The sequence below is a fragment of the Nonomuraea sp. NPDC050556 genome, assembly GCF_044457355.1.
In the GTDB taxonomy this organism is placed as follows: Bacteria; Actinomycetota; Actinomycetes; order Streptosporangiales; family Streptosporangiaceae; genus Nonomuraea.
The window spans coordinates 699,313-718,080 of record NZ_JBITGU010000005.1 but is presented as its reverse complement, the minus strand read 5'-3'; the positions used below and the strand labels follow the sequence as shown (position 1 = coordinate 718,080).

At 68.6% G+C, this 18,768-nt stretch carries 23 protein-coding genes and 1 pseudogene; 12 read left to right on the top strand and 12 right to left on the bottom strand.

All coding sequences use genetic code 11. The annotated features are described in order from the left end of the window. Nucleotides 1-3 precede the first annotated feature (3 nt). The 3 genes from ACIBG8_RS45645 to soxR are packed head-to-tail and all read left to right on the top strand — an operon-like array spanning nt 4 to nt 1,715. Nucleotides 4-426, top strand: coding sequence for an Lrp/AsnC family transcriptional regulator (locus ACIBG8_RS45645; RefSeq protein ID WP_397349537.1), 423 nt, complete (start codon nt 4-6; stop codon nt 424-426). A 9-nt stretch (nt 427-435) separates the two neighbouring features. Further along, nucleotides 436-1,155, top strand: a complete 720-nt coding sequence (locus ACIBG8_RS45640; protein ID WP_397349536.1) for a metallophosphoesterase — start codon at nt 436-438, stop codon at nt 1,153-1,155. Then, nucleotides 1,152-1,715, top strand: coding sequence for a redox-sensitive transcriptional activator SoxR (soxR, locus tag ACIBG8_RS45635; RefSeq protein WP_397349535.1), 564 nt, complete (start codon nt 1,152-1,154; stop codon nt 1,713-1,715). Before ACIBG8_RS45640 ends, soxR begins: the two co-directional genes overlap by 4 nt. Here soxR and ACIBG8_RS45630 read toward each other — a convergent pair. Beyond that, nucleotides 1,656-2,036, bottom strand: a pseudogene (locus ACIBG8_RS45630) (universal stress protein); the annotation flags it as partial. The gene soxR and the pseudogene ACIBG8_RS45630 overlap by 60 nt on opposite strands. 56 nt (nt 2,037-2,092) lie before the next feature. Further along, nucleotides 2,093-2,521 (bottom strand): MarR family winged helix-turn-helix transcriptional regulator, encoded by a 429-nt coding sequence (locus ACIBG8_RS45625; RefSeq protein ID WP_397349534.1) that lies wholly within the window; start codon nt 2,519-2,521, stop codon nt 2,093-2,095. 97 nt (nt 2,522-2,618) lie between these two features. Here ACIBG8_RS45625 and ACIBG8_RS45620 point away from each other — a divergent pair, with 97 nt between their 5' ends. The 6 genes from ACIBG8_RS45620 (at nt 2,619) to ACIBG8_RS45595 (ending at nt 7,096) form a co-directional block, all read left to right on the top strand. Beyond that, entirely contained in the window at nt 2,619-3,629 is a 1,011-nt protein-coding gene (locus ACIBG8_RS45620) for a hypothetical protein (protein ID WP_397349533.1), read from the top strand. Further along, the gene (locus ACIBG8_RS45615) at nt 3,614-4,324 is read left to right on the top strand and encodes an SDR family NAD(P)-dependent oxidoreductase (protein ID WP_397349532.1); all 711 of its coding nucleotides are present in this window, start codon (nt 3,614-3,616) and stop codon (nt 4,322-4,324) included. Before ACIBG8_RS45620 ends, ACIBG8_RS45615 begins: the two co-directional genes overlap by 16 nt. A 78-nt stretch (nt 4,325-4,402) precedes the next feature. After that, nucleotides 4,403-4,867, top strand: a complete 465-nt coding sequence (locus ACIBG8_RS45610) for an ArsR/SmtB family transcription factor (RefSeq protein WP_397349531.1) — start codon at nt 4,403-4,405, stop codon at nt 4,865-4,867. After that, nucleotides 4,864-6,105: an MFS transporter gene (locus tag ACIBG8_RS45605; protein WP_397349530.1), complete on the top strand. Its 1,242-nt coding sequence runs from the start codon at nt 4,864-4,866 to the stop codon at nt 6,103-6,105. Before ACIBG8_RS45610 ends, ACIBG8_RS45605 begins: the two co-directional genes overlap by 4 nt. After that, on the top strand, nt 6,102-6,386 hold the full coding sequence (locus ACIBG8_RS45600) for a DUF2218 domain-containing protein (RefSeq protein WP_397349529.1): 285 nt from the start codon (nt 6,102-6,104) through the stop codon (nt 6,384-6,386). Before ACIBG8_RS45605 ends, ACIBG8_RS45600 begins: the two co-directional genes overlap by 4 nt. Further along, nucleotides 6,374-7,096 (top strand): class I SAM-dependent methyltransferase, encoded by a 723-nt coding sequence (locus ACIBG8_RS45595; protein ID WP_397349528.1) that lies wholly within the window; start codon nt 6,374-6,376, stop codon nt 7,094-7,096. Before ACIBG8_RS45600 ends, ACIBG8_RS45595 begins: the two co-directional genes overlap by 13 nt. Here ACIBG8_RS45595 and ACIBG8_RS45590 read toward each other — a convergent pair. The 3 genes from ACIBG8_RS45590 to ACIBG8_RS45580 are packed head-to-tail and all read right to left on the bottom strand — an operon-like array spanning nt 7,085 to nt 9,599. Then, nucleotides 7,085-7,471, bottom strand: a complete 387-nt coding sequence (locus ACIBG8_RS45590; protein ID WP_397349527.1) for a hypothetical protein — start codon at nt 7,469-7,471, stop codon at nt 7,085-7,087. The genes ACIBG8_RS45595 and ACIBG8_RS45590 overlap by 12 nt on opposite strands. Then, complete coding sequence (locus ACIBG8_RS45585) at nt 7,468-8,793, bottom strand: MFS transporter (protein ID WP_397349526.1); 1,326 nt, start codon at nt 8,791-8,793, stop codon at nt 7,468-7,470. Before ACIBG8_RS45585 ends, ACIBG8_RS45590 begins: the two co-directional genes overlap by 4 nt. Continuing rightward, the gene (locus ACIBG8_RS45580; RefSeq protein ID WP_397349525.1) at nt 8,790-9,599 is read right to left on the bottom strand and encodes an NAD(P)H-binding protein; all 810 of its coding nucleotides are present in this window, start codon (nt 9,597-9,599) and stop codon (nt 8,790-8,792) included. The genes ACIBG8_RS45585 and ACIBG8_RS45580 overlap by 4 nt, the downstream gene beginning before the upstream one ends. A 91-nt stretch (nt 9,600-9,690) precedes the next feature. Here ACIBG8_RS45580 and ACIBG8_RS45575 point away from each other — a divergent pair, with 91 nt between their 5' ends. Next, on the top strand, nt 9,691-10,152 hold the full coding sequence (locus ACIBG8_RS45575; protein ID WP_397349524.1) for a MarR family winged helix-turn-helix transcriptional regulator: 462 nt from the start codon (nt 9,691-9,693) through the stop codon (nt 10,150-10,152). Here the strand turns inward: ACIBG8_RS45575 and dnaB are convergent. Next, nucleotides 10,149-11,504, bottom strand: a complete 1,356-nt coding sequence (gene dnaB / locus ACIBG8_RS45570) for a replicative DNA helicase (RefSeq protein WP_397349523.1) — start codon at nt 11,502-11,504, stop codon at nt 10,149-10,151. The two genes, ACIBG8_RS45575 and dnaB, sit on opposite strands and share 4 nt — an antisense overlap. A gap of 266 nt (nt 11,505-11,770) precedes the next feature. Between dnaB and ACIBG8_RS45565 the strand changes: the two genes are divergently transcribed. Further along, nucleotides 11,771-13,072 carry an MATE family efflux transporter gene (locus ACIBG8_RS45565; protein WP_397349522.1) on the top strand — a complete coding sequence of 434 codons (1,302 nt, stop codon included), beginning with the start codon at nt 11,771-11,773 and terminating at the stop codon, nt 13,070-13,072. 69 nt (nt 13,073-13,141) lie between these two features. Beyond that, entirely contained in the window at nt 13,142-14,587 is a 1,446-nt protein-coding gene (locus ACIBG8_RS45560; RefSeq protein ID WP_397349521.1) for an amino acid permease, read from the top strand. Here ACIBG8_RS45560 and ACIBG8_RS45555 read toward each other — a convergent pair. From ACIBG8_RS45555 to ACIBG8_RS45530, 6 genes are all read right to left on the bottom strand, one after another. Next, on the bottom strand, nt 14,584-15,327 hold the full coding sequence (locus tag ACIBG8_RS45555) for an amino acid ABC transporter ATP-binding protein (RefSeq protein ID WP_397349520.1): 744 nt from the start codon (nt 15,325-15,327) through the stop codon (nt 14,584-14,586). The two genes, ACIBG8_RS45560 and ACIBG8_RS45555, sit on opposite strands and share 4 nt — an antisense overlap. Beyond that, nucleotides 15,324-16,166, bottom strand: a complete 843-nt coding sequence (locus tag ACIBG8_RS45550) for an amino acid ABC transporter permease (protein WP_397349519.1) — start codon at nt 16,164-16,166, stop codon at nt 15,324-15,326. The genes ACIBG8_RS45555 and ACIBG8_RS45550 overlap by 4 nt, the downstream gene beginning before the upstream one ends. Continuing rightward, a complete protein-coding gene (locus ACIBG8_RS45545; RefSeq protein ID WP_397349518.1) occupies nt 16,163-17,008 on the bottom strand; it encodes an ABC transporter substrate-binding protein in 846 nt (281 codons plus the stop codon). The genes ACIBG8_RS45550 and ACIBG8_RS45545 overlap by 4 nt, the downstream gene beginning before the upstream one ends. Nucleotides 17,009-17,436: 428 nt before the next feature. Beyond that, nucleotides 17,437-17,883 carry a 50S ribosomal protein L9 gene (rplI, locus tag ACIBG8_RS45540; protein WP_397349517.1) on the bottom strand — a complete coding sequence of 149 codons (447 nt, stop codon included), beginning with the start codon at nt 17,881-17,883 and terminating at the stop codon, nt 17,437-17,439. Nucleotides 17,884-17,897: 14 nt separating this feature from the next. Then, entirely contained in the window at nt 17,898-18,134 is a 237-nt protein-coding gene (gene rpsR, locus ACIBG8_RS45535; RefSeq protein WP_020543048.1) for a 30S ribosomal protein S18, read from the bottom strand. A gap of 62 nt (nt 18,135-18,196) precedes the next feature. Then, on the bottom strand, nt 18,197-18,763 hold the full coding sequence (locus tag ACIBG8_RS45530; protein ID WP_397349516.1) for a single-stranded DNA-binding protein: 567 nt from the start codon (nt 18,761-18,763) through the stop codon (nt 18,197-18,199). Between the last annotated feature and the right edge of the window lie 5 nt (nt 18,764-18,768).

Sequence of the window (18,768 nt, the reverse complement as noted above, 5' to 3'; positions counted from 1 at the left end):
GCCATGGACGAAACGGACCTGAAGCTGATCGGCTTGTTGCAGCAGGACGCGGGCCAGTCCTACGCGGCGCTCGGCAAGGCGGTGGGGCTGTCCGGGGCCTCGGCGCACGACCGGGTGCGCAAACTGCGCGAACGCGGCGTCATCCTGCGCACGACCATCGAGGTCGACCCCGTGGCCATGGGACGCGGCGTGCTCGCCTACGTCATGGTCGACGGCAGCACCTGGATGGGCGACACCGCCGAGGCGCTGCGCGCCATCCCCGACATCGAGGAGGCGCACGTCATAGCCGGACCGGCCTCCGTCCTGGTCAAGGTCCGTACGGCGAGCACCAAGGAGCTGCAGGCCGTACTCCGGAGGATCTTCGAGGTCGACGGCGTGACCGGCACGCAGACGATCGTCGTGCTGGAGAGCTTCTTCGAAAGATAAAGTTCAGACATGGCGGTCATCGCGCACATCAGCGACATCCATATCGGCGGCTCCGACGCGAGCGTCGACCGCGCCAGGCGCGTCATGCGCCACCTGACCTCGTTCCCCGGACGGCTCGACGCGATCATCGTGACCGGCGACATCGCCGACCACGCGCTCCTGGAGGAGTACGAGATCGCGCGCGACGTCCTGGCCTGCGACATCCCGCTCATCATCTGTCCTGGCAACCACGACCTGGTCGTGGAGTTCGAGAAGGTGCTCGGCCCGGCCAACCAGGCGCTGCGGCTGCCCGACGTCACGATCGCGCTTGCCGACTCGAGCATCGCCCACCACAACGAGGGCTACCTGGGCGACGCGGCCATCGCCTGGCTGGACGAGGTGCTCGCGGAACGCCCCGACGTGCCCGCCCTCGTCGGCATGCACCACCCGCCCGTCAAGCTGGGCATCCCTCTGCTCGACGACATCATGCTGCACTCGCCGTCGCGCCTCGCCGATCTCCTGGACCGGCACTCCAACGTGGCGGGCGTCCTCGTCGGCCACGCCCACACCGCGGTCAGCACCACCTTCCACGGGCGCCCGCTCGTCATCGCGCCGGGCGTCCTCTCCACGGCGCTGACCACCACCGAGTCCGTCGAGCGCATCCCGGTCAGCTACGACCTGCCGCCCGCCTACGCGCTGCACTTCTTCGACGGGTCGCTGATCACCCACTTCCGGCCGGTCATCACATGATCACCAAGGAGCTGACGCCGGGGCAGGTCGCCGAGCGGAGCGGCGTGGCCGTCTCCGCACTGCACTTCTACGAGACCAAGGGCCTGATCAGCAGCCGGCGTACGGCGGGCAACCAGCGCCGCTACACCCGCGACACGCTGCGGCGGGTGGCGTTCGTGCGCACCTCGCAGCGGCTCGGGATCCCGCTGGACACCATCAAGGCGGCGCTCGCCGAGCTCCCCGAGGGGCGCACGCCCACGCGGGACGACTGGGCCCGCCTGTCCGCGGCCTGGCGCACGGAGCTCGACGACCGCATCGAGCAGCTCCAGCGGCTGCGGGACGACCTGACCGACTGCATCGGCTGCGGCTGCCTGTCGCTGGACAGGTGCGCGCTGGCCAACCCGCACGACAGGCTGGGCCAGGAGGGCCCTGGGGCCCGGCGGTTGCTAACCGAGCGCCGGAGGAACGATCAGGGTCGGGCGCTTGGCGTGGTGAAGCACGTGGTTGGAAACGCTGCCCAGCAGGACAGAACGTACGCCTGCCAGGCCGCGGGAGCCGGTGACGATCACCGCTGCGTCTAGCTCGTCGGCCACGTCGACAATGGTCTGCCAGATGGATTCCTTGTCGGCGACGGCGCGGTAGGTGACGTCAGTGACGCCGGCCGTTCTGGCGAGCTCGGCGCCTTCCTGGGCTTGCTGCTCGGCGAGGGCCTGCTGGCCCGCGTCGGTGTCCGCGTCGTTGGTCAGGACGGCGGCGCTGGCAAGAGGGTGGTGCCTGAGCTGGACGAGCAGGGGTTCCCAGACGCTCAGGACAACGGTGGGCTCGTCTGCGAGATGTTTGGCGGCGAACGCGATCGCCTGCCGGGAGTCGTCAGAACCGTCGTACGCAATCAAAATACTCATGCTTGGTGCAGCACCGGGCTGGCTGCACGCATTCCAGGGCCCTTCTGTCTCTTGCGTCACTCTGGGCGGGCGAGCTTGCTCGCCTCGACCGTGGCCTCGATGCTGCCGGCCAGGAACCGGCCGATGACCCGTCGCTCCTCCTCGCTGAAGCCACCGATCACCTCGGACAGCTGACGGCCCAGGGGCGCGAAGAACTGCCTGGCGAGCTCGGCGGCCTGCTCGTTCATCGCCACCTCCACCTTGCGCCGGTCGGTGGAGCTACGCCGACGCTCGACATGACCGGCCTGCTCCAGCCGGTTGAGCAGGGCCGTGGTGGCCGGGGGGCTGAGCATGAGCGCGGCGCCGAGCTCGCCAGGGGACATCGCGTGGCCGGCATTGACCGCGTCCAGGATGACGACCAGGGCGTTCAGGTCGGTCCTGTGCAGCCCGTGCAGGGTGGCGAACCGTTCGACGAAGCGATCGCTCTCCATGTTGAGACGGCGCATCGCGACCATCAGCTGGAAGGCGTCTGGTGTTTCCGGTATCACTTTCTCCCCTGTCGCCTATTCCCTTCCACAATGGAAATATTCCATTATGGAAGGGATGAACATCAGCCCGGGCCGCACGCTCGCCCTCGGCACAGCTGCCAGCGCCGCCCTGACCGCGGTGATCTGGCTGCTCGGACAGCGACTGCACGGCATCACCCTGCTCCCCGACCAGGGTGTCGCCTGGTATTACTGGAAGCTCCCCCATCCAACCGTCTGGACCAGGCTTTCGGCATGGGCGGGATACGCGGCGCACCAGCTCGCGTTCTGGGGAATGATCTTCTACGCCCAGACCAGGGTGCGCCGCTACTCCACCGGCCTGCATCCGATCAACGTCATCGCCCTCGCGGTGAACGCCGGATTCATCGCCCTGCACGTGCTCCAGACCCACCTGTTCTACGACGGGCTGGCCCAGGACGTCTCCATCTTCAGCTCGCAGGGCTCCGTCGTCCTCCTGCTGGTCGTCGTGCTGATCATGGAGAACCGGCGGCGCGGCCTGTTCCTCGGCAGGCCGGCGCCCATCGGCAGGCAGGTCGTCGACTTCGCTCGCCGCTACCACGGGTACCTCTTCAGCTGGGCGGCCGTCTACACGTTCTGGTACCACCCGGCGGAGTCGACCACCGGGCACCTCGTCGGTTTCTTCTACATGTTCCTCCTGCTGCTGCAGGGCAGCCTGTTCCTCACCCGGGCGCACACGAACCGCTGGTGGACGCTGACCCTGGAACTGACGGTCGCGGTGCACGGCACCATGGTGGCCGTCATGACGTCGGGTCCCGACGGCATGTGGCCGATGTTCCTGTTCGGCTTCCTCGGCGTCTTCGTCCTCACCCAGATGCACGGGCTCGGCCTGTCGCGCACCGTGCGATGGCTCCTGGCCGCCTGCTACGCAGGCTCGATCATGATCGCGTACGGCCTGCGCGGCGAGCTCGGCAGCGCGCCCGGTGAGATCATCAGGATCCCGGCGATCGACTACCTCCTGGTCGGCATCCTCGCCCTGCTGACCTGGTCAGGCCTGGTCCTCGCCCGGCGCGTCCGCGACAGGAGGAGGCTCCCATGGTCATCGTCGTGACCGGCGGCACCCGCGGGATCGGCAAGGGGCTGGTCGCCTCGTTCCTCGCCATGGGGCATCAGGTGATCCACTGCGGCACCAGCGGGGACGGGGTGGTGGCCGACGTCACCGACCGCGACCAGGTGCAGAGGGTCTGGGATCTGGCGGTGGAGGCGCACGGGCGGGTCGACATGTGGATCAACAACGCCGGCGTCTCCCACACGAGGACCCCGTTGTGGCAGCTGGACCCGGGTGAGGCGCGGCACGTCGTCGACGTCAACCTGGTCGGTGTGATCAACGGCTGCGCGGTGGCGCTCGGGGGGATGGCCGCGCAGGGCCACGGGCACGTCTGGAACATGGAGGGGCTGGGCAGCGACGGCAGGGCCGTACCCGGGCTGGCCGTGTACGGCGCGAGCAAGCGCGCCCTCACCTACCTCACTCTGGCTCTGGCGAAGGAGGTCCCGGACGGCGTCTCCATCGGCCTGCTCAGCCCGGGGATGGTGGTGACCGACCTGCTGACGAAGGACCTCACACCGCGATCGCGCCGCGTCTACGACATCCTGGCCGACCGGGTGGAGACCGTCACCCCGTGGCTGGCCCGGCAGGCAGTGAACCGGGCCGCCAACGGCGCGCACGTGCGCTGGCTGACCAGGCGCAAGGCCTTCCTCCGCTTCGCCACGGCCCCGCTCACCCGACGGCGGGTCCTCACGGATTGACAAATGGACAAGAACTGTTGACCATTGGGTCCCGTGACAGAGGACATACACCTCACAAGCGACGAACAGCTCAAAGCCATGAGCAATGTTGTGAGGCATCGCATTCTTGGCGTCCTGCGGGACGGACCGGCCACCATCACCCAGGTGGCGGAAAAGCTCGGGCTGGCCAAGGGCAGCTCCAGCTACCACATGCGGCTGCTCGAGCGGGCCGGGCTCGTCAAGGTGGTCAGGACCAACAAGGTCCGTGGCGTCATGGAGCGCTACTACGACCGGGCCGTGCGCAACATCCATCTCCCCGACCCCGCCCCCGGCCAGCGGGACGTGCTCCTGGGCCACGCCATCGCGGACCTCGCCGAGGCCCCTGAGGGGTCCAGGCGCTTCGTCCGAATGCAGCACACCCGCATCCCCGACGACCGGTTCGAGGAGTTCGTCGACCGCCTCGAAGCGCTCATGGACGAGCTCGGCGCAGCCAGAGACAACGACCACCAGGCCGCCACCATGGCCGTCGCCCTGTTCCGCCCGAAGGACACGCCCGGCGCATGACCGTACTCGCCCCCGCAAGGCTTCCCTCCGCGTTCCACCGGCTCTGGGCCGCCTCCGCCGTCTCCTCCCTCGGCGACGGCATCTACCTGGCCGCCCTCCCCCTCCTCGCCGTCAACCTGACCGCCAGCCCCATAGTCCTCTCCCTGATCACGGCGGCGGCCACCCTCCCCTGGCTCCTGTTCGGCCTCCTCGGCGGCGCGCTCGTCGACCGCTGGGACCGCCGCAGGACCATGTGGATCACCGACCTCGCCCGCGCCGCCCTGGTGGCCATCCCCGTGGTGGCGGCGATGACGGGATCGATCAGCATGCCCCTGCTGATCGCCGTGGCCTTCCTGCTCGGCATCGGCCAGCTGTTCTTCGACACCGCCGCCCAGTCCTACCTCCCCCAGCTCGTCGGCCGCGACCCCGCGCTCCTCCAGCGGGCCAACAGCCGCATGCACGGCGCGGGCCTGGTGGGACACGACTTCGCCGGGCCCCCAGCGGGAAGCGCGCTGTTCGCCCTCGCGAGGGCCGTGCCGTTCGCAGTGGACGCGGTGTCGTTCCTGTTCAGCGCCCTGTTGATCAGGTCGCTTCCGGCTGAGCGAGGCCCCGCCGCACCTGCCAGGACGACCTCGCTCGTGGCCGACATGCGGGAAGGCGTCCGGTACCTGCTGGGCCACCGCGTCCTGCTCGGACTCAGCCTGCGCCCGGCCGTCGGCAACCTGGCGTTCTCGGCGGGTGGCGCGGTGCTGGTGTTGTTCGCGACCAAGCAGCTCGGGCTGGGCACGTTCGGGTTCGGCCTGCTGCTGACCGTGATGTCCATCGGCGGCCTCACGGGTACGGTCGCCGCCAGGCACCTGGGCGGTCGCCTGGGTACCGGCACCGCGCTCACCGTCACCGCCGCCATCGAGGCGGCCTCGCAGCTGTGGCTCGGGCTGTCGCACTCCCCCGTGTCCGCCGGGCTGGCGATGGCCGTCTGCGGCGGGGCCATGTCGGCCACGATGGTGCTCGGCCCCTCGGTGCGCCAGGCCATCGTTCCCCAGGAGCTCGCGGGCCGCGTCGGCGCCGCCGGACGTATCCTTGCCGTCGTCGCGGCGCCGGTGGGCGCGGTGCTCGGCGGCTGGCTGGCGCAGGAGGTCGGACTCGCCGCCCCCTACCTGTTCGGCGCCGCCGTACTGCTGATCATGACCTTGGTGACCATGCGGATGACGAGTAACAGCCGCATCGAAGAAGCACTGGAAGAAGGAGCACGACCGTGATCGACTCGACCGCCCAGGTGGACACCCCTCGGGCCGAGCGCTATATCAAGCAGCTGGTCTCCCACATGGGGCACAAGGTCAGCACGAAGCTGGACGACGACGGGCTGGGCACCATCACGCTGTCCTACGGCGAGTGCACGCTGACGCCGTTCCCCGGCCACATCCTCCTGCGCGCCACCGCCGAGGACCTCGACAAGCTGGCCGACGTGCAGGACGTCGTCGCCAGGCACCTCGTCCGCTTCGCGAGCCAGGAGGAGCTGACCGTCACGTGGACGAGCTGATCGCCGAAGCGCTGGCGACGCCGTTCGAGGGCTGGGACTTCGGCGTGTTCGCCGGGCGGATGGTCACCGGCGAGCCGCCGTGGAGTTACGAGCGGATCGTGCGGGAACGGCTGCCGCGGACGTCCTCGCTGCTCGACCTGGGGACGGGAGGTGGCGAGCTGCTGTCGACGTTCGCGCCGCTGCCTGCCAGGACGGCGGCTACCGAGGGATATGAGCCGAACGTGCCGATCGCCAGGAAGCGGCTGGAGCCGCTCGGCGTGGAGGTGCGCGAGGTCGGCGACGACGACGTGCTGCCCTTCCCCGACGCGTCGTTCGAGCTGATCCTCAGCAGGCACGAGTCGTACGACCCTGCCGAGATCCGGCGCGTCCTGACCCCTGGCGGGACCTTCGTCACGCAGCAGGTGGGCGGCCTCGACCTCGCCGAGATCAACAGCGCGCTGGGCGCGCCGTCGCACGGGTACCTCTCGTGGAACCTCAAGGAGGCGGTGGAGGAGCTGGTCGAGGCGGGGTTCGAGGTCCAGTGGCAGGAGGAGGCCCGCGTGCCCACGGTCTTCCACGACGTCGGGGCGCTCGTGCTGTTCCTGCGGATCACACCGTGGCAGGTGCCCGACTTCGACGTCACCCGATACGCGGAGCAGCTGCGCGCACTGCCCATGCCCTTCGAGGCCACCGCCCACAGGTTCGCGCTCAGGGCCACGCTAGCCCTCTAGGTTGCGGGCCATGCGCTCGAGCACCTGCACGGCGGTGCGGTAGTCATCCCGGGAAATGCCCAACATGGACAGCTCGCGGAAGGCGTCGACGCGCTCGGCCACCACGGCCAGGCGCTCGGCGCCTTCGGCGGTGAGGGCCAGCTCGCCCGGCGCGGGCCGGTGCGCCCAGCCGTCCGACAGGACGGTCTCGATGGCGGCGGTGAGCGTGGCGGCGTCGGCGTTCGCGCTGAGGACCGACAGGACCTCGGCATCGGACTTGCCGACGTTGAGCACCTGCCAGGCGATCCTGGTGAGGCCGAACTCCCCCAGCATGGTGTCCATGTAGCGGGTGAGCGCCTGGTCGGTGCGGTTGAGCCAGTAACCGATGGGCTTCATGATGCGTGCTCCTGAGCGGCTTTGCGAGGCATGAGAGGGACGAGGGCGAGGCAGGCGAGGACGGCGGCGGCCACGACGGCCAGGCTGAGCGCGCCCGAGCTCTGGAAGTAGATGGTGGTGACGGCGGCCGCGCCGAGGCTGTTGGCCAGTTGCTGGACAGCGGAGAGCGAGCCGCTGGCGCTGCCCGACTCCTTCTGGTCGATGTCGCCGAGGGTGACCTGGTAGATCGTGCCGAAGCAGGTGCCCAGGCCGAGCCCGGCGACGAACACAGGCAGGGCGAGCAGCCACGTGGCGCTGGTCTGGATGAGGACGAGCTGGCCGAGCGTGCCGGCGAGGGTCAGCCCCAGCCCGGCGACGATCAGCGTACGGCCGAGCCTGGCGATGAGCCGGTGAGCCGCGATCGAGGCGACGATGATGCCGACCGCGATGGGCGTGAGCCCGAGAGCCGCCTGGGTCGGCGAGTCGCGCAGCACGTCCTGGAGGTAGAGCGACAGGACGAACAGCAGGCCGGACACCGCGGCGTAGAAGACCAGCCCGAGGAGCAGGCCGGAGGTGAAGCCGCGGTTGCGCAGCAGCGAGGGCTCGATGAGCGGGCTGGCGGCCGAGCGCTGGCGCAGGCAGAACAGGACGAACAAGGCGGCGCCCGCCGCAAGGGCCCAGCCGTACCCGCTGATCAGGCCGAAGAGCAGGCCGAACATCGTGCCGGCGAGCAGGAGGGAGCCGAGTCCGTCGATGGTGACCGTACGGTCGCCCGAGTCGTGCGGCAGGAGCCGTACCGCCAGGACGATCGCTGCGCCGCCGAGCAGGACGTTGATGAGGAACATGGAGCGCCAGCCGAGGCCGAACAGGTCGGCGTCGATGAGGAAGCCCGCCAGGATGGGGCCGCCGATGGCGGACAGGCCGAGCGCCGGGGCGAAGACGCCGAACGCCTTGCCGATCTCGTCGCGGGGGAAGACCGCGCCGAGGATGCCGAACCCCTGCGGGATGAGCAGGGCGCCGAACGCGCCCTGGAGCAGGCGGAAGACGACGATCGAGGCCGGGTCGAAGGCCAGGCCGCAGGCGATCGAGGCGAGGGTGAAGCCGGTGATGCCGACGAGGAACAGGCGGCGCCTGCCGTACCTGTCACCGAGGCGTCCGCCGACCACGAGCAGGACGCCCATGGCCAGGGCGTAACTCGCGCCGAGCCACTGGGTGAGGGCGGGGCCGCCGGCTAAGTCGGCGGCGATGGTCGGGGCGGCGATGTCGGTGATCGTGGAGTCGAGAAGGTCGAGGATCGCGGCGAACAGGACCACCGCGAGGATGGCCCAGCGATTTCTGTTCATGAAAGGAAGGCTCCGGAGTTCTCCGCAACCCACTGGCGGAAGGTGCGCGTGGGGCGGTTGAGCAGGGAGTGAGTGGTTTCTGCGATGGCAACGGGGTGCTCGGTGGCGGCGGCCCAGAGGGCGAGCAGGGAGCCGGCCATGTTGGGCGGCATGAACCTGCCCATCTGGATCTCGGCCTCCTCGTGCGTGATCTTCACGATGGGGAAGTCACGGCCGGTGACCTCGGAGATGACGGCGAGCTGCTCGCGGAAGCTGAGCTGCTCTGGGCCGGTGAGGGTGATGTGGCGGCCCCTGAGCGCGGTGCCGGTGAGGGCTTCGACGGCGATGTCGGCGATGTCCTCGGGGTGGATCGGGGCGATGGTCGCGTCGGGGTAGGCGTGGTGGATCGGCTTGGGCTGGTAGGCCCAGCCGAGGGCGTTGGTGGCGAAGGCGTCGGGGCGCAGGAACGTGCAGGTCAGGTCGGAGGCGGCGAGGGCGCGCTCGACCAGGAGGCTCTCCAGGGCGAGCGGGTCGTTGTCGGCGTTGGGGGCGAGGACGGAGGCGGAGGACAGGAGCACGACGTGCTCGACGCCTGCGGCCTGGGCGTTCTTGATGAAGGCGGCGACGCCGTCGGGGCTGGGGTAGAGGAAGACCTGGCTGACGCCGTCGAAGGCGGCTGAGGTGAGCTCGGTCTTCTCGACGCCGTCGGGGACGGTGAGCTCGGCGGGGTTGGCGCTGGCGGCGCGGACAGGGAGGCCGGCGGTGTGGAGGCGGGCGATGATCGCCTGGCCGATCTTGCCGCGGGCGCCGGTGATGAGGATGGTCATTTCGTTTCTCCGTTCGTGGTGTTCGACACATGTATGCTTGCATGCATATAAATTCATGTCAACACATGTCCTTTGGAGTACGATGAAACGCATGACACCCGATGAGCTCCTGGACGCCGTAGGGCCCGCGTTCAGCAAGCTGCGCCGCACCTCGCTGCTGGAGGTCGAGAACCCGATCTCGGCCAAGGACCTGAGCAGGACGCTCGTGCTCAACCACGTGCTCGAACACGCCGACCGGGAGCTCACCGTCGGCGGGGTCGCCGAACTCCTCGGCGTGGACCCCTCGGTGGCGAGCCGGATGGTGAGCGACAACATCAAGGCCGGTTACCTGGTGCGTGCCGCCTCACAGCAGGACGGCAGGCGCACGGTGCTGCAGCTCAGCCCGCAGGGCATGGAGCTCATGGAACGCTTCCGCCGGCACCAGCGGTCGGCGTTCGAGTACATCACCGAGGACTGGACGGTGGAGGACCGGCTGGAGTTCGCCCGCCTGATGCTGAAGTATGTGGACTCGCTGGCGTCCCTGCGAGAGCGCGGGCTCGCCAGCGACTCCTAGTGCTGGGCCATGTCGACGAAGCGGCTGTAGTGACCCTGGAACGCCACGGTGACGGTCGCGGTGGGACCGTTACGGTGCTTGCCCACGATCAGGTCCGCCTCCCCCGCCCGCGGCGACTCCTTCTCGTACGCATCCTCACGATGCAACAGGATGACCATGTCCGCGTCCTGCTCGATGGAGCCGGATTCGCGGAGGTCGCTGACCGCGGGGCGCTTGTCGGTGCGTTGTTCCGGGCCACGGTTGAGCTGGGACATCGCGATGACCGGGACCTCGAGCTCCTTGGCCAGCAGCTTGATGCCACGGGAGATCTCGGAGACCTCGTTCTGGCGGCTCTCGGTCTTCTTCGGCGAGCTCATCAGCTGCAGGTAGTCGATGATGACGAAGCGCAGGTCGTGGCGCTGCTTCAGGCGCCGGCACTTGGCGCGGATCTCCATCATCGACATGTTCGGCGAGTCGTCGATGAACAGCGGCGCCTCGGCGACCTCGCTCATGCGGCGCGCCAGCCTGGTCCAGTCGTCGTCGCTCATCATGCCCGAGCGCATCGCGTGCAACGCCACCCGCGCCTCGGCGGACAGCAGTCGCATGGTGATCTCGTTGCGCGACATTTCCAGCGAGAAGATGACGGTCGTCATCCCATGCTTGATCGCCGCAGACCGGGCGAAGTCCAGCCCTAGCGTCGACTTGCCCATGGCGGGGCGGGCGGCTACGACGATCATCTGGCCGGGGTGCAGGCCGTTGGTCAGGGCGTCGAGGTCCTGGAAGCCGGTCGGGACGCCGACCATGTGGCCGCTCCGGCTGCCGATCGCCTCCAGCTCGTCCAGGGCGCCGGGCATGATCTCCGAAAGCGGGCGGTAGTCCTCTGACGTCCGCCGCTCGGTGACCTTGTAGATCTCCGCCTGCGCGCGGTCGACCAGGTCGTCGACCTCTTCGTTCTGCCCGCCGTAGCCGAAGGAGACGATGCGGGTGCCCGCCTCGATCAGGCGCCGCAGGATGGCCTGCTCGCGCACGATCTTGGCGTAGTAGCCCGCGTTGGCGGCAGTGGGGACGACGGCGGTCAGCGTGTGGAGGTAGGCGGCGCCGCCCACCCTGGCCATCTCGCCGCGCTTCTGCAGGTCGTCGAAGACGGTCACCGCGTCGGCAGGTTCGCCCCTGCCGTAGAGGTCGGTGATGACGTCGTAGATCATCTGGTGCGCGGGCCGGTAGAAGTCGTCGGAGCGAAGAATCTCCACGACGTCGGCGATCGCGTCCTTGGACAGCAACATGCCGCCCAGCACCGACTGCTCCGCCTCGATGTTGTTCGGCGGTGTGCGCTCGAAGCCTGGCCCAACGGGCCCCTCATCGTCCGTAGCCACAGCGCCCCCTCAGCACTCCCCCCACTTGTAGCTGACCGGAGTGACAGTTTCGCCGGAATCCCCAACTACGGCAACGCGGCCTGTGGACAAGGTTGTGGTCAAGCTGTGCAGGACTGCCCCCAAGGTGTGGGAGCTCTGTGGACAGCCCTGGGGATAAGTCCTGTGCATAACTCTGGATCAACGTCTGACCTGCGGAAACAATGTCCACCGACTGTGGAGGAAAGAAAGTCGGAAACCCATCCAGACGTAAGGTGCATAATTGGTAAATGCCCATTACGGTCCAAGATCGGGAGATTCTACGGCTAGCCGTACCAGCCTTCGGTGCGCTGGTCGCGGAGCCGCTCTTCCTGCTCGCGGACTACGCGATCGTCGGGCACGGCCTGGGCACCACGGCGGTCGGCGCGCTGGGCGTCGCGGGAGCCGTACTCGCCACACTCCTGAACCTCTGCGTCTTCCTCGCCTACGGCACCACGGCGTCGGTGGCCCGCCAGATGGGCGCGGGCAACCAGGCGCAGGCCATGCGCAGCGGTGTGGACGGCGTCTGGCTGGCCGGTGCGATCGGCCTGGTGCTGATCGCGGTCTGCTGGCCGCTCGCCCCCGCGATCGTCGGGCTGTTCGGCGCCACGCCGGAGCAGACCGCCGCAGCGGTCACCTACCTGCGCATCAGCCTGCTCGGTACCCCGGGCATGCTGATCGTGCTCGCCGGGACGGGTGTCCTGCGCGGCATGTTCGACACGGTCACCCCGCTGGCCGTCTCCATCGGCTCGTTCGCGCTCAACGCGGCGCTCAACGCCTGGTTCGTGCTGGGTCTCGGCTGGGGCATCGCGGGCTCGGCCTGGGGCACCGTACTCGCCCAGACGCTGGGCGCGGCGGTCTACCTGGCCGTCGTGATCAAGGGCGCCCGGAAAATAGGCGCAAGCCTGGCTCCCGATCTGAAGGGGATGACCAAGGCGGGCACGGCGGGCTTCGCGCTGCTCATCCGGACGATCTGCCTGCGGATCGTCCTCCTGGTCGCCACCGTGCTGGCCACCAGGATGGGCCCGGCCTCGCTGGCCGCCTACGCCATCGCGGCGCAGGTCTGGAGCCTCCTGGCGTACGCCCTCGACGCCATCGCCATCGCCGGGCAGGCCATCACCGGCAGGACCCTCGGCGCCGGAGACGTCGCGGCCACCAGGGCGGCCACCAAGCGGATGGTGCTGTGGGGCGTGGGCTCGGGCGTCGTCTTCGGGGTGCTGGTCATCGTGGCCAAGCCGCTGATCCCGGGGATCTTCGCCGCCGACCCCCAGGTCACCACCGAGCTGCTCGCCGCCCTGTGGCCGGTCGCGCTCTTCCAGCCGATCTGCGGCGTGGTGTTCGTGCTGGACGGCGTACTGATCGGCGCGGGCGACCAGCGCTACCTGGCCTGGGCCGGGGTGTGGACGACGTTGGCCTACCTGCCCGCCGCACTGCTCGCCTCTGGCGGCGGCCTGGTGGCGCTGTGGTGCGCGCTCGGCGTGTGGATGGTCGCCCGCATGATCACCCTGGTACGGCGGGCGAACGGTAACGCCTGGCTGGTGACCGGGGCGTAACCCTCCCGTGCTTGTGGTGACGCAAGCGGTGAGGCACTGTGGGCGGGTTCCGTGAGCGGAGTGTGCCCGTTGTCCACGATTTTGCGGAGATTACCGACTGAAGAGGCCACCGGGCTGCGCACCGGTGCCAGACATCAGCTCGCCCAGGTCTACCGGCCCGCAGACCTGGTGGTGCTCGGGCTCGGAGTGATGATCGGCGCGGGCATCTTCACCATAGCGGGCCGCCAGGCGGCCACCACGGCCGGCCCCGGCGTGATCATCTCGTTCATGATCGCGGGCATCGCGTCCATGCTGGCGGCGCTCTGCTATGCCGAACTGGCATCGACGATGCCGACCTCGGGCAGCGCCTACACCTTCACCTACGTGATCTTCGGCGAGGTGTGGGCGTGGATCATCGCGTGGGCGCTGATCCTGGAGATGGAGCTCGCCGCGGCGGTCGTGGCCAGGGCGTGGTCCATCTACGCCGTCCAGACGCTGGCCGACTTCGGGATCAGCGCGCCGTACGGGGACGCGTTCACGGCCGTCATCCTGATCGTCATCACCGGCACCGTCGCGATGGGCTCGCGCATCGGCCTGCGCGCGCTGTGGGTCATGGTGACCGCCAAGCTGGTCGCGATCGGCGCGGTCATCGTCGTAGGAGCGCTCCATTTCAAGGCGGCCAACCTCGGCGACTTCTACGTGCCGCCGCGTCCCACCACCACGCCGCCGGACACCGTGATCGGGGTCGTGTTCGGCGAGGGCCACGCGTTCGGGTGGTTCGGCGTGTTCGCCGCAGCGCCCGCGATCGCCTTCGCCTACATCGGCTTCGACCTGCTGGCCACGGCGTCGGAGGAGACGATCGACGCGCCCAGGGCGGTGCCGCGCAGCATGATCCGCAGCCTGGTCATCGCCACGGTGATCTACATCGCGGTCGCGGTGGTGATGGTGGGCATGGTCCCCTACACCCAGATCTCCACGGTCGCGCCGCTGGCCAGCGCCTTCCGCGAGGTCAAAGCCGACTGGATGGTGCACGTCATCGACATCGGCGCCGTCCTGGGGCTGACCACGGTGATCCTCGTGCTGATCGTCGGCCAGACCCGCGTGCTGTTCTCCATGGCCAGGGACGGCCTGCTCCCCCGCGCGCTGGCCGTGATCAGCCGCCGCTACCACACCCCCTCGACGACAACGCTGGTCATCGGGGCGATCGCGGTGCTGCTCGCCGAGTTCGTGCCGGTCCTGACGCTGGAGCCGCTGGTGGTGATCGGGACGCTGTTCGCGTTCCTGTTCGTGGCGGCGGGCGTCATCGTGTTGCGGCGCAGGATGCCCGAGCTGCCGCGCGGGTTCTCCGTACCCCTGTCACCGATCCTGCCCGCATGCTCGCTGATCGCCTCGCTCTGGCTCATGGTGAACCTCCAGGTGATCACCTGGGCGTACTTCGGCCTCTGGATGGCCTTCGGCCTGGTCATCTACCTCGCGTACGGCAAGAGCCACAGCCACCTCGCCGAGCACAACAGGGGCGGCAAGCACCGGCGTTAGAACCGCCCGGAGTCGAGCACGCTGCGCAGGAACTCCTTGGTGCGCGGATGGTCGGGCTCGGTGAAGATCTTCTCCGGCGGGCCCTTCTCCACCAGCACGCCACCGTCGAGGAAGCAGACGGTGTCGGCGATGTCGCGGCAGAAGCTCATCTCGTGCGTCGTCAGGATCATCGTCATGCCCGACTGCTTGAGCTCCCTGATGACGCCGAGCACCTCGACCACCAGGGCCGGGTCGAGCGCCGAGGTCACCTCGTCGAGCAACATCAGCCTGGGCTGCGTGGCCATCGCGCGGATGATCGCCACCCGCTGCTGCTGGCCGCCGGACAGCTGGTCGGGGTAGGCGCCCGCCTTGTCAGCCAGGCCGAACCTGGACAGCAGGTCGCGCGCCTGCTCCTCCGCCTGCCTGGCCGGTGTCCGGTGCACCTGCTTGGGCGCGAGCGTGATGTTGTCCAGCACGTTCATGTGCGGGAACAGGTTGAACGCCTGGAAGACGATGCCGAGCCGCTTGCGCACGTCGTCGACGTCCATGCGCGGGTCGGTGATCTCCTGGCCGTCCAGGAAGATCGCGCCGTCGTCGACGGTCTCCAGCAGGTTCACGCAACGCAGCAGCGTCGACTTGCCCGACCCGGACGCGCCGATCAGGCAGACCACCTCGTGTGTGTCGACCTCGAGGTCGATGCCGCGCAGCACGTGGTTGCCGTGGAAGTTCTTCCACACCCCTTCGATGGTCAGCAGGCTCATGCTCCGCGCCGCCTCTGCGATCGGGCGGCCAGGTAGTCGGTGAACCTGGCCATCGGGACGGTGAGCGCGATGAACAGCAGCGCGGCCACCAGGTAGGAGGTGTAGTTGAAGGTGCTGGCCGCGTAGATCTGCGCCTGGCGCAGCGCCTCCAGCGGGCCGAGCGTGGCGACCAGCGCGGTGTCCTTCTGCAGCGAGATGAAGTCGTTCAGCAGCGGCGGCACGACCCTGCGGGTGGCCTGCGGCAGCACGACGAACCGCATGGTCTTGCCGTGGTTGAGCCCCAGCGACCTGGCGGCGGCCACCTGGCTGGGGTGGATGGAGTCGATGCCGGAGCGGAACACCTCGGCCACGTACGCGCCGTAGGACAGGGTCAGCGCGATGATGCCCAGCGTCACCGGGGACTCGGGGACGCCCTGGAGGTTCAGCGCGGGCAGCCCGAAGCCGATGAGAAGGATCAGCAGGATCGTGGGAATGCCGCGGAAGATGTCGGTGTAGATGACGGCCAGCGCGCGCAGGGGAAAGAAGATCGGCGACTTCAGCCCTCTGGCGAGCGCGACGAGCAACCCGACGATGAGGATCAGCGGCTCGGTGATCAGGAAGATCTTGATGTTGAGCAGGAAGCCGCTGAAGACGTCGGGCAGCGCCTTGACGAAGTGCTCGGGACTGAAGAACGTCTCCTGCACCGACGACCAGCCGGGCGCGTTGGTCGTTCCCACGACCACCAGGACGAGCACGATGATCGTCGAGGCGGACGCCACGGAGATCGAGCGGCGGGAACGCTGCCTGCGGACCCGCTCCCGCTCGATCTGCCTATCGCTCTTGACCCACTCCGTCGTCACTTGAGTTCCGGCGCACCAGCGGCGGAGCCCAGCCATTCCTGCTCGATCTTGGCCAGCTCGCCCTTGGTCTTGAGCGACTCGACGGCCTTGTCGACGCAGGACTTGAGCGGGTTGCCCTTCTGCATGACCGCGCCGAACTCCTCGGGCGTGCCGCCGGTCGAGCTGAACTGGCCGACGATCTTGGAGTTGTCGACCTGCGCGGCGGTGACGTAGAAGGCGGTCGGCAGGTCGACCACGAGCGCGTCGACCTGCTTGTTCTTCAGCGCGTTGACCGCGTCGATCTGCTCGTTGAAGACGCTGAGCTCCTGGTCGGGCTTGATGACGTCCTTGACGGCGGCCAGCGAGGTGGTGCCGACCTGCACGCCGATCTTGGCGCCCTTCAGCTCGGCGAGGCTCTTGGCGTCGGCGAACTTCGTGCCGTTGACGGCGACGACGGCCTGCTGGACCGTGTAGTAGCCCTTGCTGAAGTCGACGACCTTGGCGCGGTCGGGTGTGATGGAGACCTGGTTGACGTCGAAGTCGAACTTCTTGGGGCCAGGGGCGAAGGCGGTGTCGAACTTCACCGTCTGCCACTGCACCTCGGTGCGGTCGAAGCCCAGCTCACCGGCGATGGCGTGGGCGACGGCGCTCTCGAAGCCCTTGCCGTTGGCGGGGTCGTCGTCCTTGAACCACGGCTCGTAGGCGGGCTTGTCGGTGCCGATGGTGAGCTTGCCGGCGTTGACGAGCTTCAGCGTGTTCTTCGTGCAGGAGGCAGCGCTGGTGGGGGCGGCGCTGGTGGCCGTCTTGTCGGCGGGGGCACAGGCTACGGCCGCAACCGCGAGCGCACCGACAGCAAGCAACATCGAGGGTCGGACCACGGGTGAGCCTCCAGGGGAGCACGAAAGAACCCCCAAATTCTATATGCCCTGACCAGGTGACTTTTGTCTTAGTGGGTACGGCGGAGCCGTGGGACGCGCCACCCGCCGCACGGGGCTGGGCTCCTCGGGAGGGTGACGCTCACCGAGCGGACGTGGCCGGGCGCCGCAACGGCGCACGAACCGCCCCTCCCAGGGACACCACGGCCCACCGCCCAGTCGTGCGGGCCTGCGCGGGCTGGGGTTCTTAAAAGGACCTCATACACCCCTCTCCTCAAAGGAGAGAGTCTCCTCTCTGGGGCTTTCTGGGCGCTCTCGAGGTGAGGGTTCCCCCTGGTCAGGGAGCTGTCACGTTCATGGAACGCAAAAAGCCCCTCTCCCTGTGACGGGAGAGGGGCTCTCTGGAATGCGTGGTGCTAGCCGGCCACGACCTCGACGTCGACGGACGCCGAGATCTCCGGGTGCAGCTTGACGCTGACCTTGTGGCTACCGACGCTCTTGATCGGGTTGACGATCTCGATGCGACGACGGTCGAGCTTGGGCCCGCCCGCCTTCGTCACCGCGTCGGCGATGTCGCCGGTGGTGATCGAGCCGAACAGGCGGCCGGACTCGCCGGCGCGCGTGGTCAGCTTCACCTTGAGGGCGCCGAGCTGGCCGGCGACCTCCTTGGCCGTGCCCAGGTCGCGGATCTCGCGGGCGTCGCGCGCCTTCTTGATCGATGCGATCTGCTTCTCGCCGCCGCGCGTCCAGAGGATCGCGAAGCCGCGGGGGACGAGGTAGTTACGGCCGTAGCCGTCCTTGACCTCGACGATGTCACCAGGGGCGCCGAGGCCGGAGACCTCGGTCGTGAGAATGAGCTTCATGTCGCAAGGCCTCCTTAGCGCGCGGTGCTCGTGTAAGGCAGCAGCGCTACCTCACGGGCGTTCTTGATCGCGGTCGCCACGTCGCGCTGGTGCTGGGTGCAGTTGCCCGTCACCCGGCGGGCACGGATCTTGCCGCGGTCGGAAATGAACTTCCGCAGCAACGCCGTGTCCTTGTAGTCGACGTAGGAGATCTTGTCGTGGCAGAACAGGCAAACCTTCTTCTTGGGCTTGCGCAGTGCCGGCTTAGCCATCGTGGTGCTCCTTTCAGAGCCCCGCTGTCACGCGGGAATGGACCGGGGTGGATGTCTGGATGTTAGAAAGGCGGTTCGTCGCTGAAGTCGTTGCCGCCGCTGAAGCCGCCGCCCTGCTGCTGGCCGCCGCCACCGCCGCCGCCCTGGAAACCGCCGCCGCCGCCACCGAAGCCACCTCCGGAGGAGGGGGCGGGCGACGCGGAGGCCCACGGGTCGTCTGCGGGACCGCCGCCGAAGCCGCCGCCACCGCCGCCACCCTGACGGGAGGACTTGTTGACCTTGGCCGTCGCGTTACGCAGGGACGGGCCGACCTCGTCGACCTCGACCTCGTACACGGTGCGCTTCTCGCCTTCCTTGGTCTCGTAGGACCGCTGCTTGAGCCGACCCTGAACGATGACCCGCATGCCGCGCTGGAGCGACTCGGCGGCGTTCTCCGCCGCCTGTCGCCAGACGTTGCAGGTCAGGAAGAGGCTCTCGCCATCCTTCCATTCGTTGGTCTGTCGATCCATGAACCGCGGAGTGGATGCGATGCGGAACCGAGCCACGGCTTGACCCGTAGGGGTGAAGCGCAGCTCAGGATCGTCGACGAGGTTGCCAACGATCGTGATTACGGTGTCGCCTGCTGCCATGGCTG

Bases quoted from the DNA above. Each gene is read 5' to 3' on its own strand.
- ACIBG8_RS45640 (WP_397349536.1), top strand. From the start codon at position 436: ATGGCGGTCATCGCGCACATCAGCGACATCCATATCGGCGGCTCCGAC.
- soxR (WP_397349535.1), top strand. From the start codon at position 1,152: ATGATCACCAAGGAGCTGACGCCGGGGCAGGTCGCCGAGCGGAGCGGC.
- ACIBG8_RS45590 (WP_397349527.1), bottom strand. From the start codon at position 7,471: ATGAAGCCCATCGGTTACTGGCTCAACCGCACCGACCAGGCGCTCACC.
- ACIBG8_RS45645 (WP_397349537.1), top strand. From the start codon at position 4: ATGGACGAAACGGACCTGAAGCTGATCGGCTTGTTGCAGCAGGACGCG.
- ACIBG8_RS45585 (WP_397349526.1), bottom strand. From the start codon at position 8,793: ATGAACAGAAATCGCTGGGCCATCCTCGCGGTGGTCCTGTTCGCCGCG.
- ACIBG8_RS45605 (WP_397349530.1), top strand. From the start codon at position 4,864: ATGACCGTACTCGCCCCCGCAAGGCTTCCCTCCGCGTTCCACCGGCTC.
- ACIBG8_RS45575 (WP_397349524.1), top strand. From the start codon at position 9,691: ATGACACCCGATGAGCTCCTGGACGCCGTAGGGCCCGCGTTCAGCAAG.
- rpsR (WP_020543048.1), bottom strand. From the start codon at position 18,134: ATGGCTAAGCCGGCACTGCGCAAGCCCAAGAAGAAGGTTTGCCTGTTC.
- ACIBG8_RS45530 (WP_397349516.1), bottom strand. From the start codon at position 18,763: ATGGCAGCAGGCGACACCGTAATCACGATCGTTGGCAACCTCGTCGAC.
- ACIBG8_RS45620 (WP_397349533.1), top strand. From the start codon at position 2,619: ATGAACATCAGCCCGGGCCGCACGCTCGCCCTCGGCACAGCTGCCAGC.
- ACIBG8_RS45555 (WP_397349520.1), bottom strand. From the start codon at position 15,327: ATGAGCCTGCTGACCATCGAAGGGGTGTGGAAGAACTTCCACGGCAAC.
- ACIBG8_RS45545 (WP_397349518.1), bottom strand. From the start codon at position 17,008: ATGTTGCTTGCTGTCGGTGCGCTCGCGGTTGCGGCCGTAGCCTGTGCC.
- ACIBG8_RS45580 (WP_397349525.1), bottom strand. From the start codon at position 9,599: ATGACCATCCTCATCACCGGCGCCCGCGGCAAGATCGGCCAGGCGATC.
- ACIBG8_RS45625 (WP_397349534.1), bottom strand. From the start codon at position 2,521: ATGCGCCGTCTCAACATGGAGAGCGATCGCTTCGTCGAACGGTTCGCC.
- ACIBG8_RS45615 (WP_397349532.1), top strand. From the start codon at position 3,614: ATGGTCATCGTCGTGACCGGCGGCACCCGCGGGATCGGCAAGGGGCTG.
- ACIBG8_RS45565 (WP_397349522.1), top strand. From the start codon at position 11,771: ATGCCCATTACGGTCCAAGATCGGGAGATTCTACGGCTAGCCGTACCA.
- ACIBG8_RS45610 (WP_397349531.1), top strand. From the start codon at position 4,403: ATGAGCAATGTTGTGAGGCATCGCATTCTTGGCGTCCTGCGGGACGGA.
- rplI (WP_397349517.1), bottom strand. From the start codon at position 17,883: ATGAAGCTCATTCTCACGACCGAGGTCTCCGGCCTCGGCGCCCCTGGT.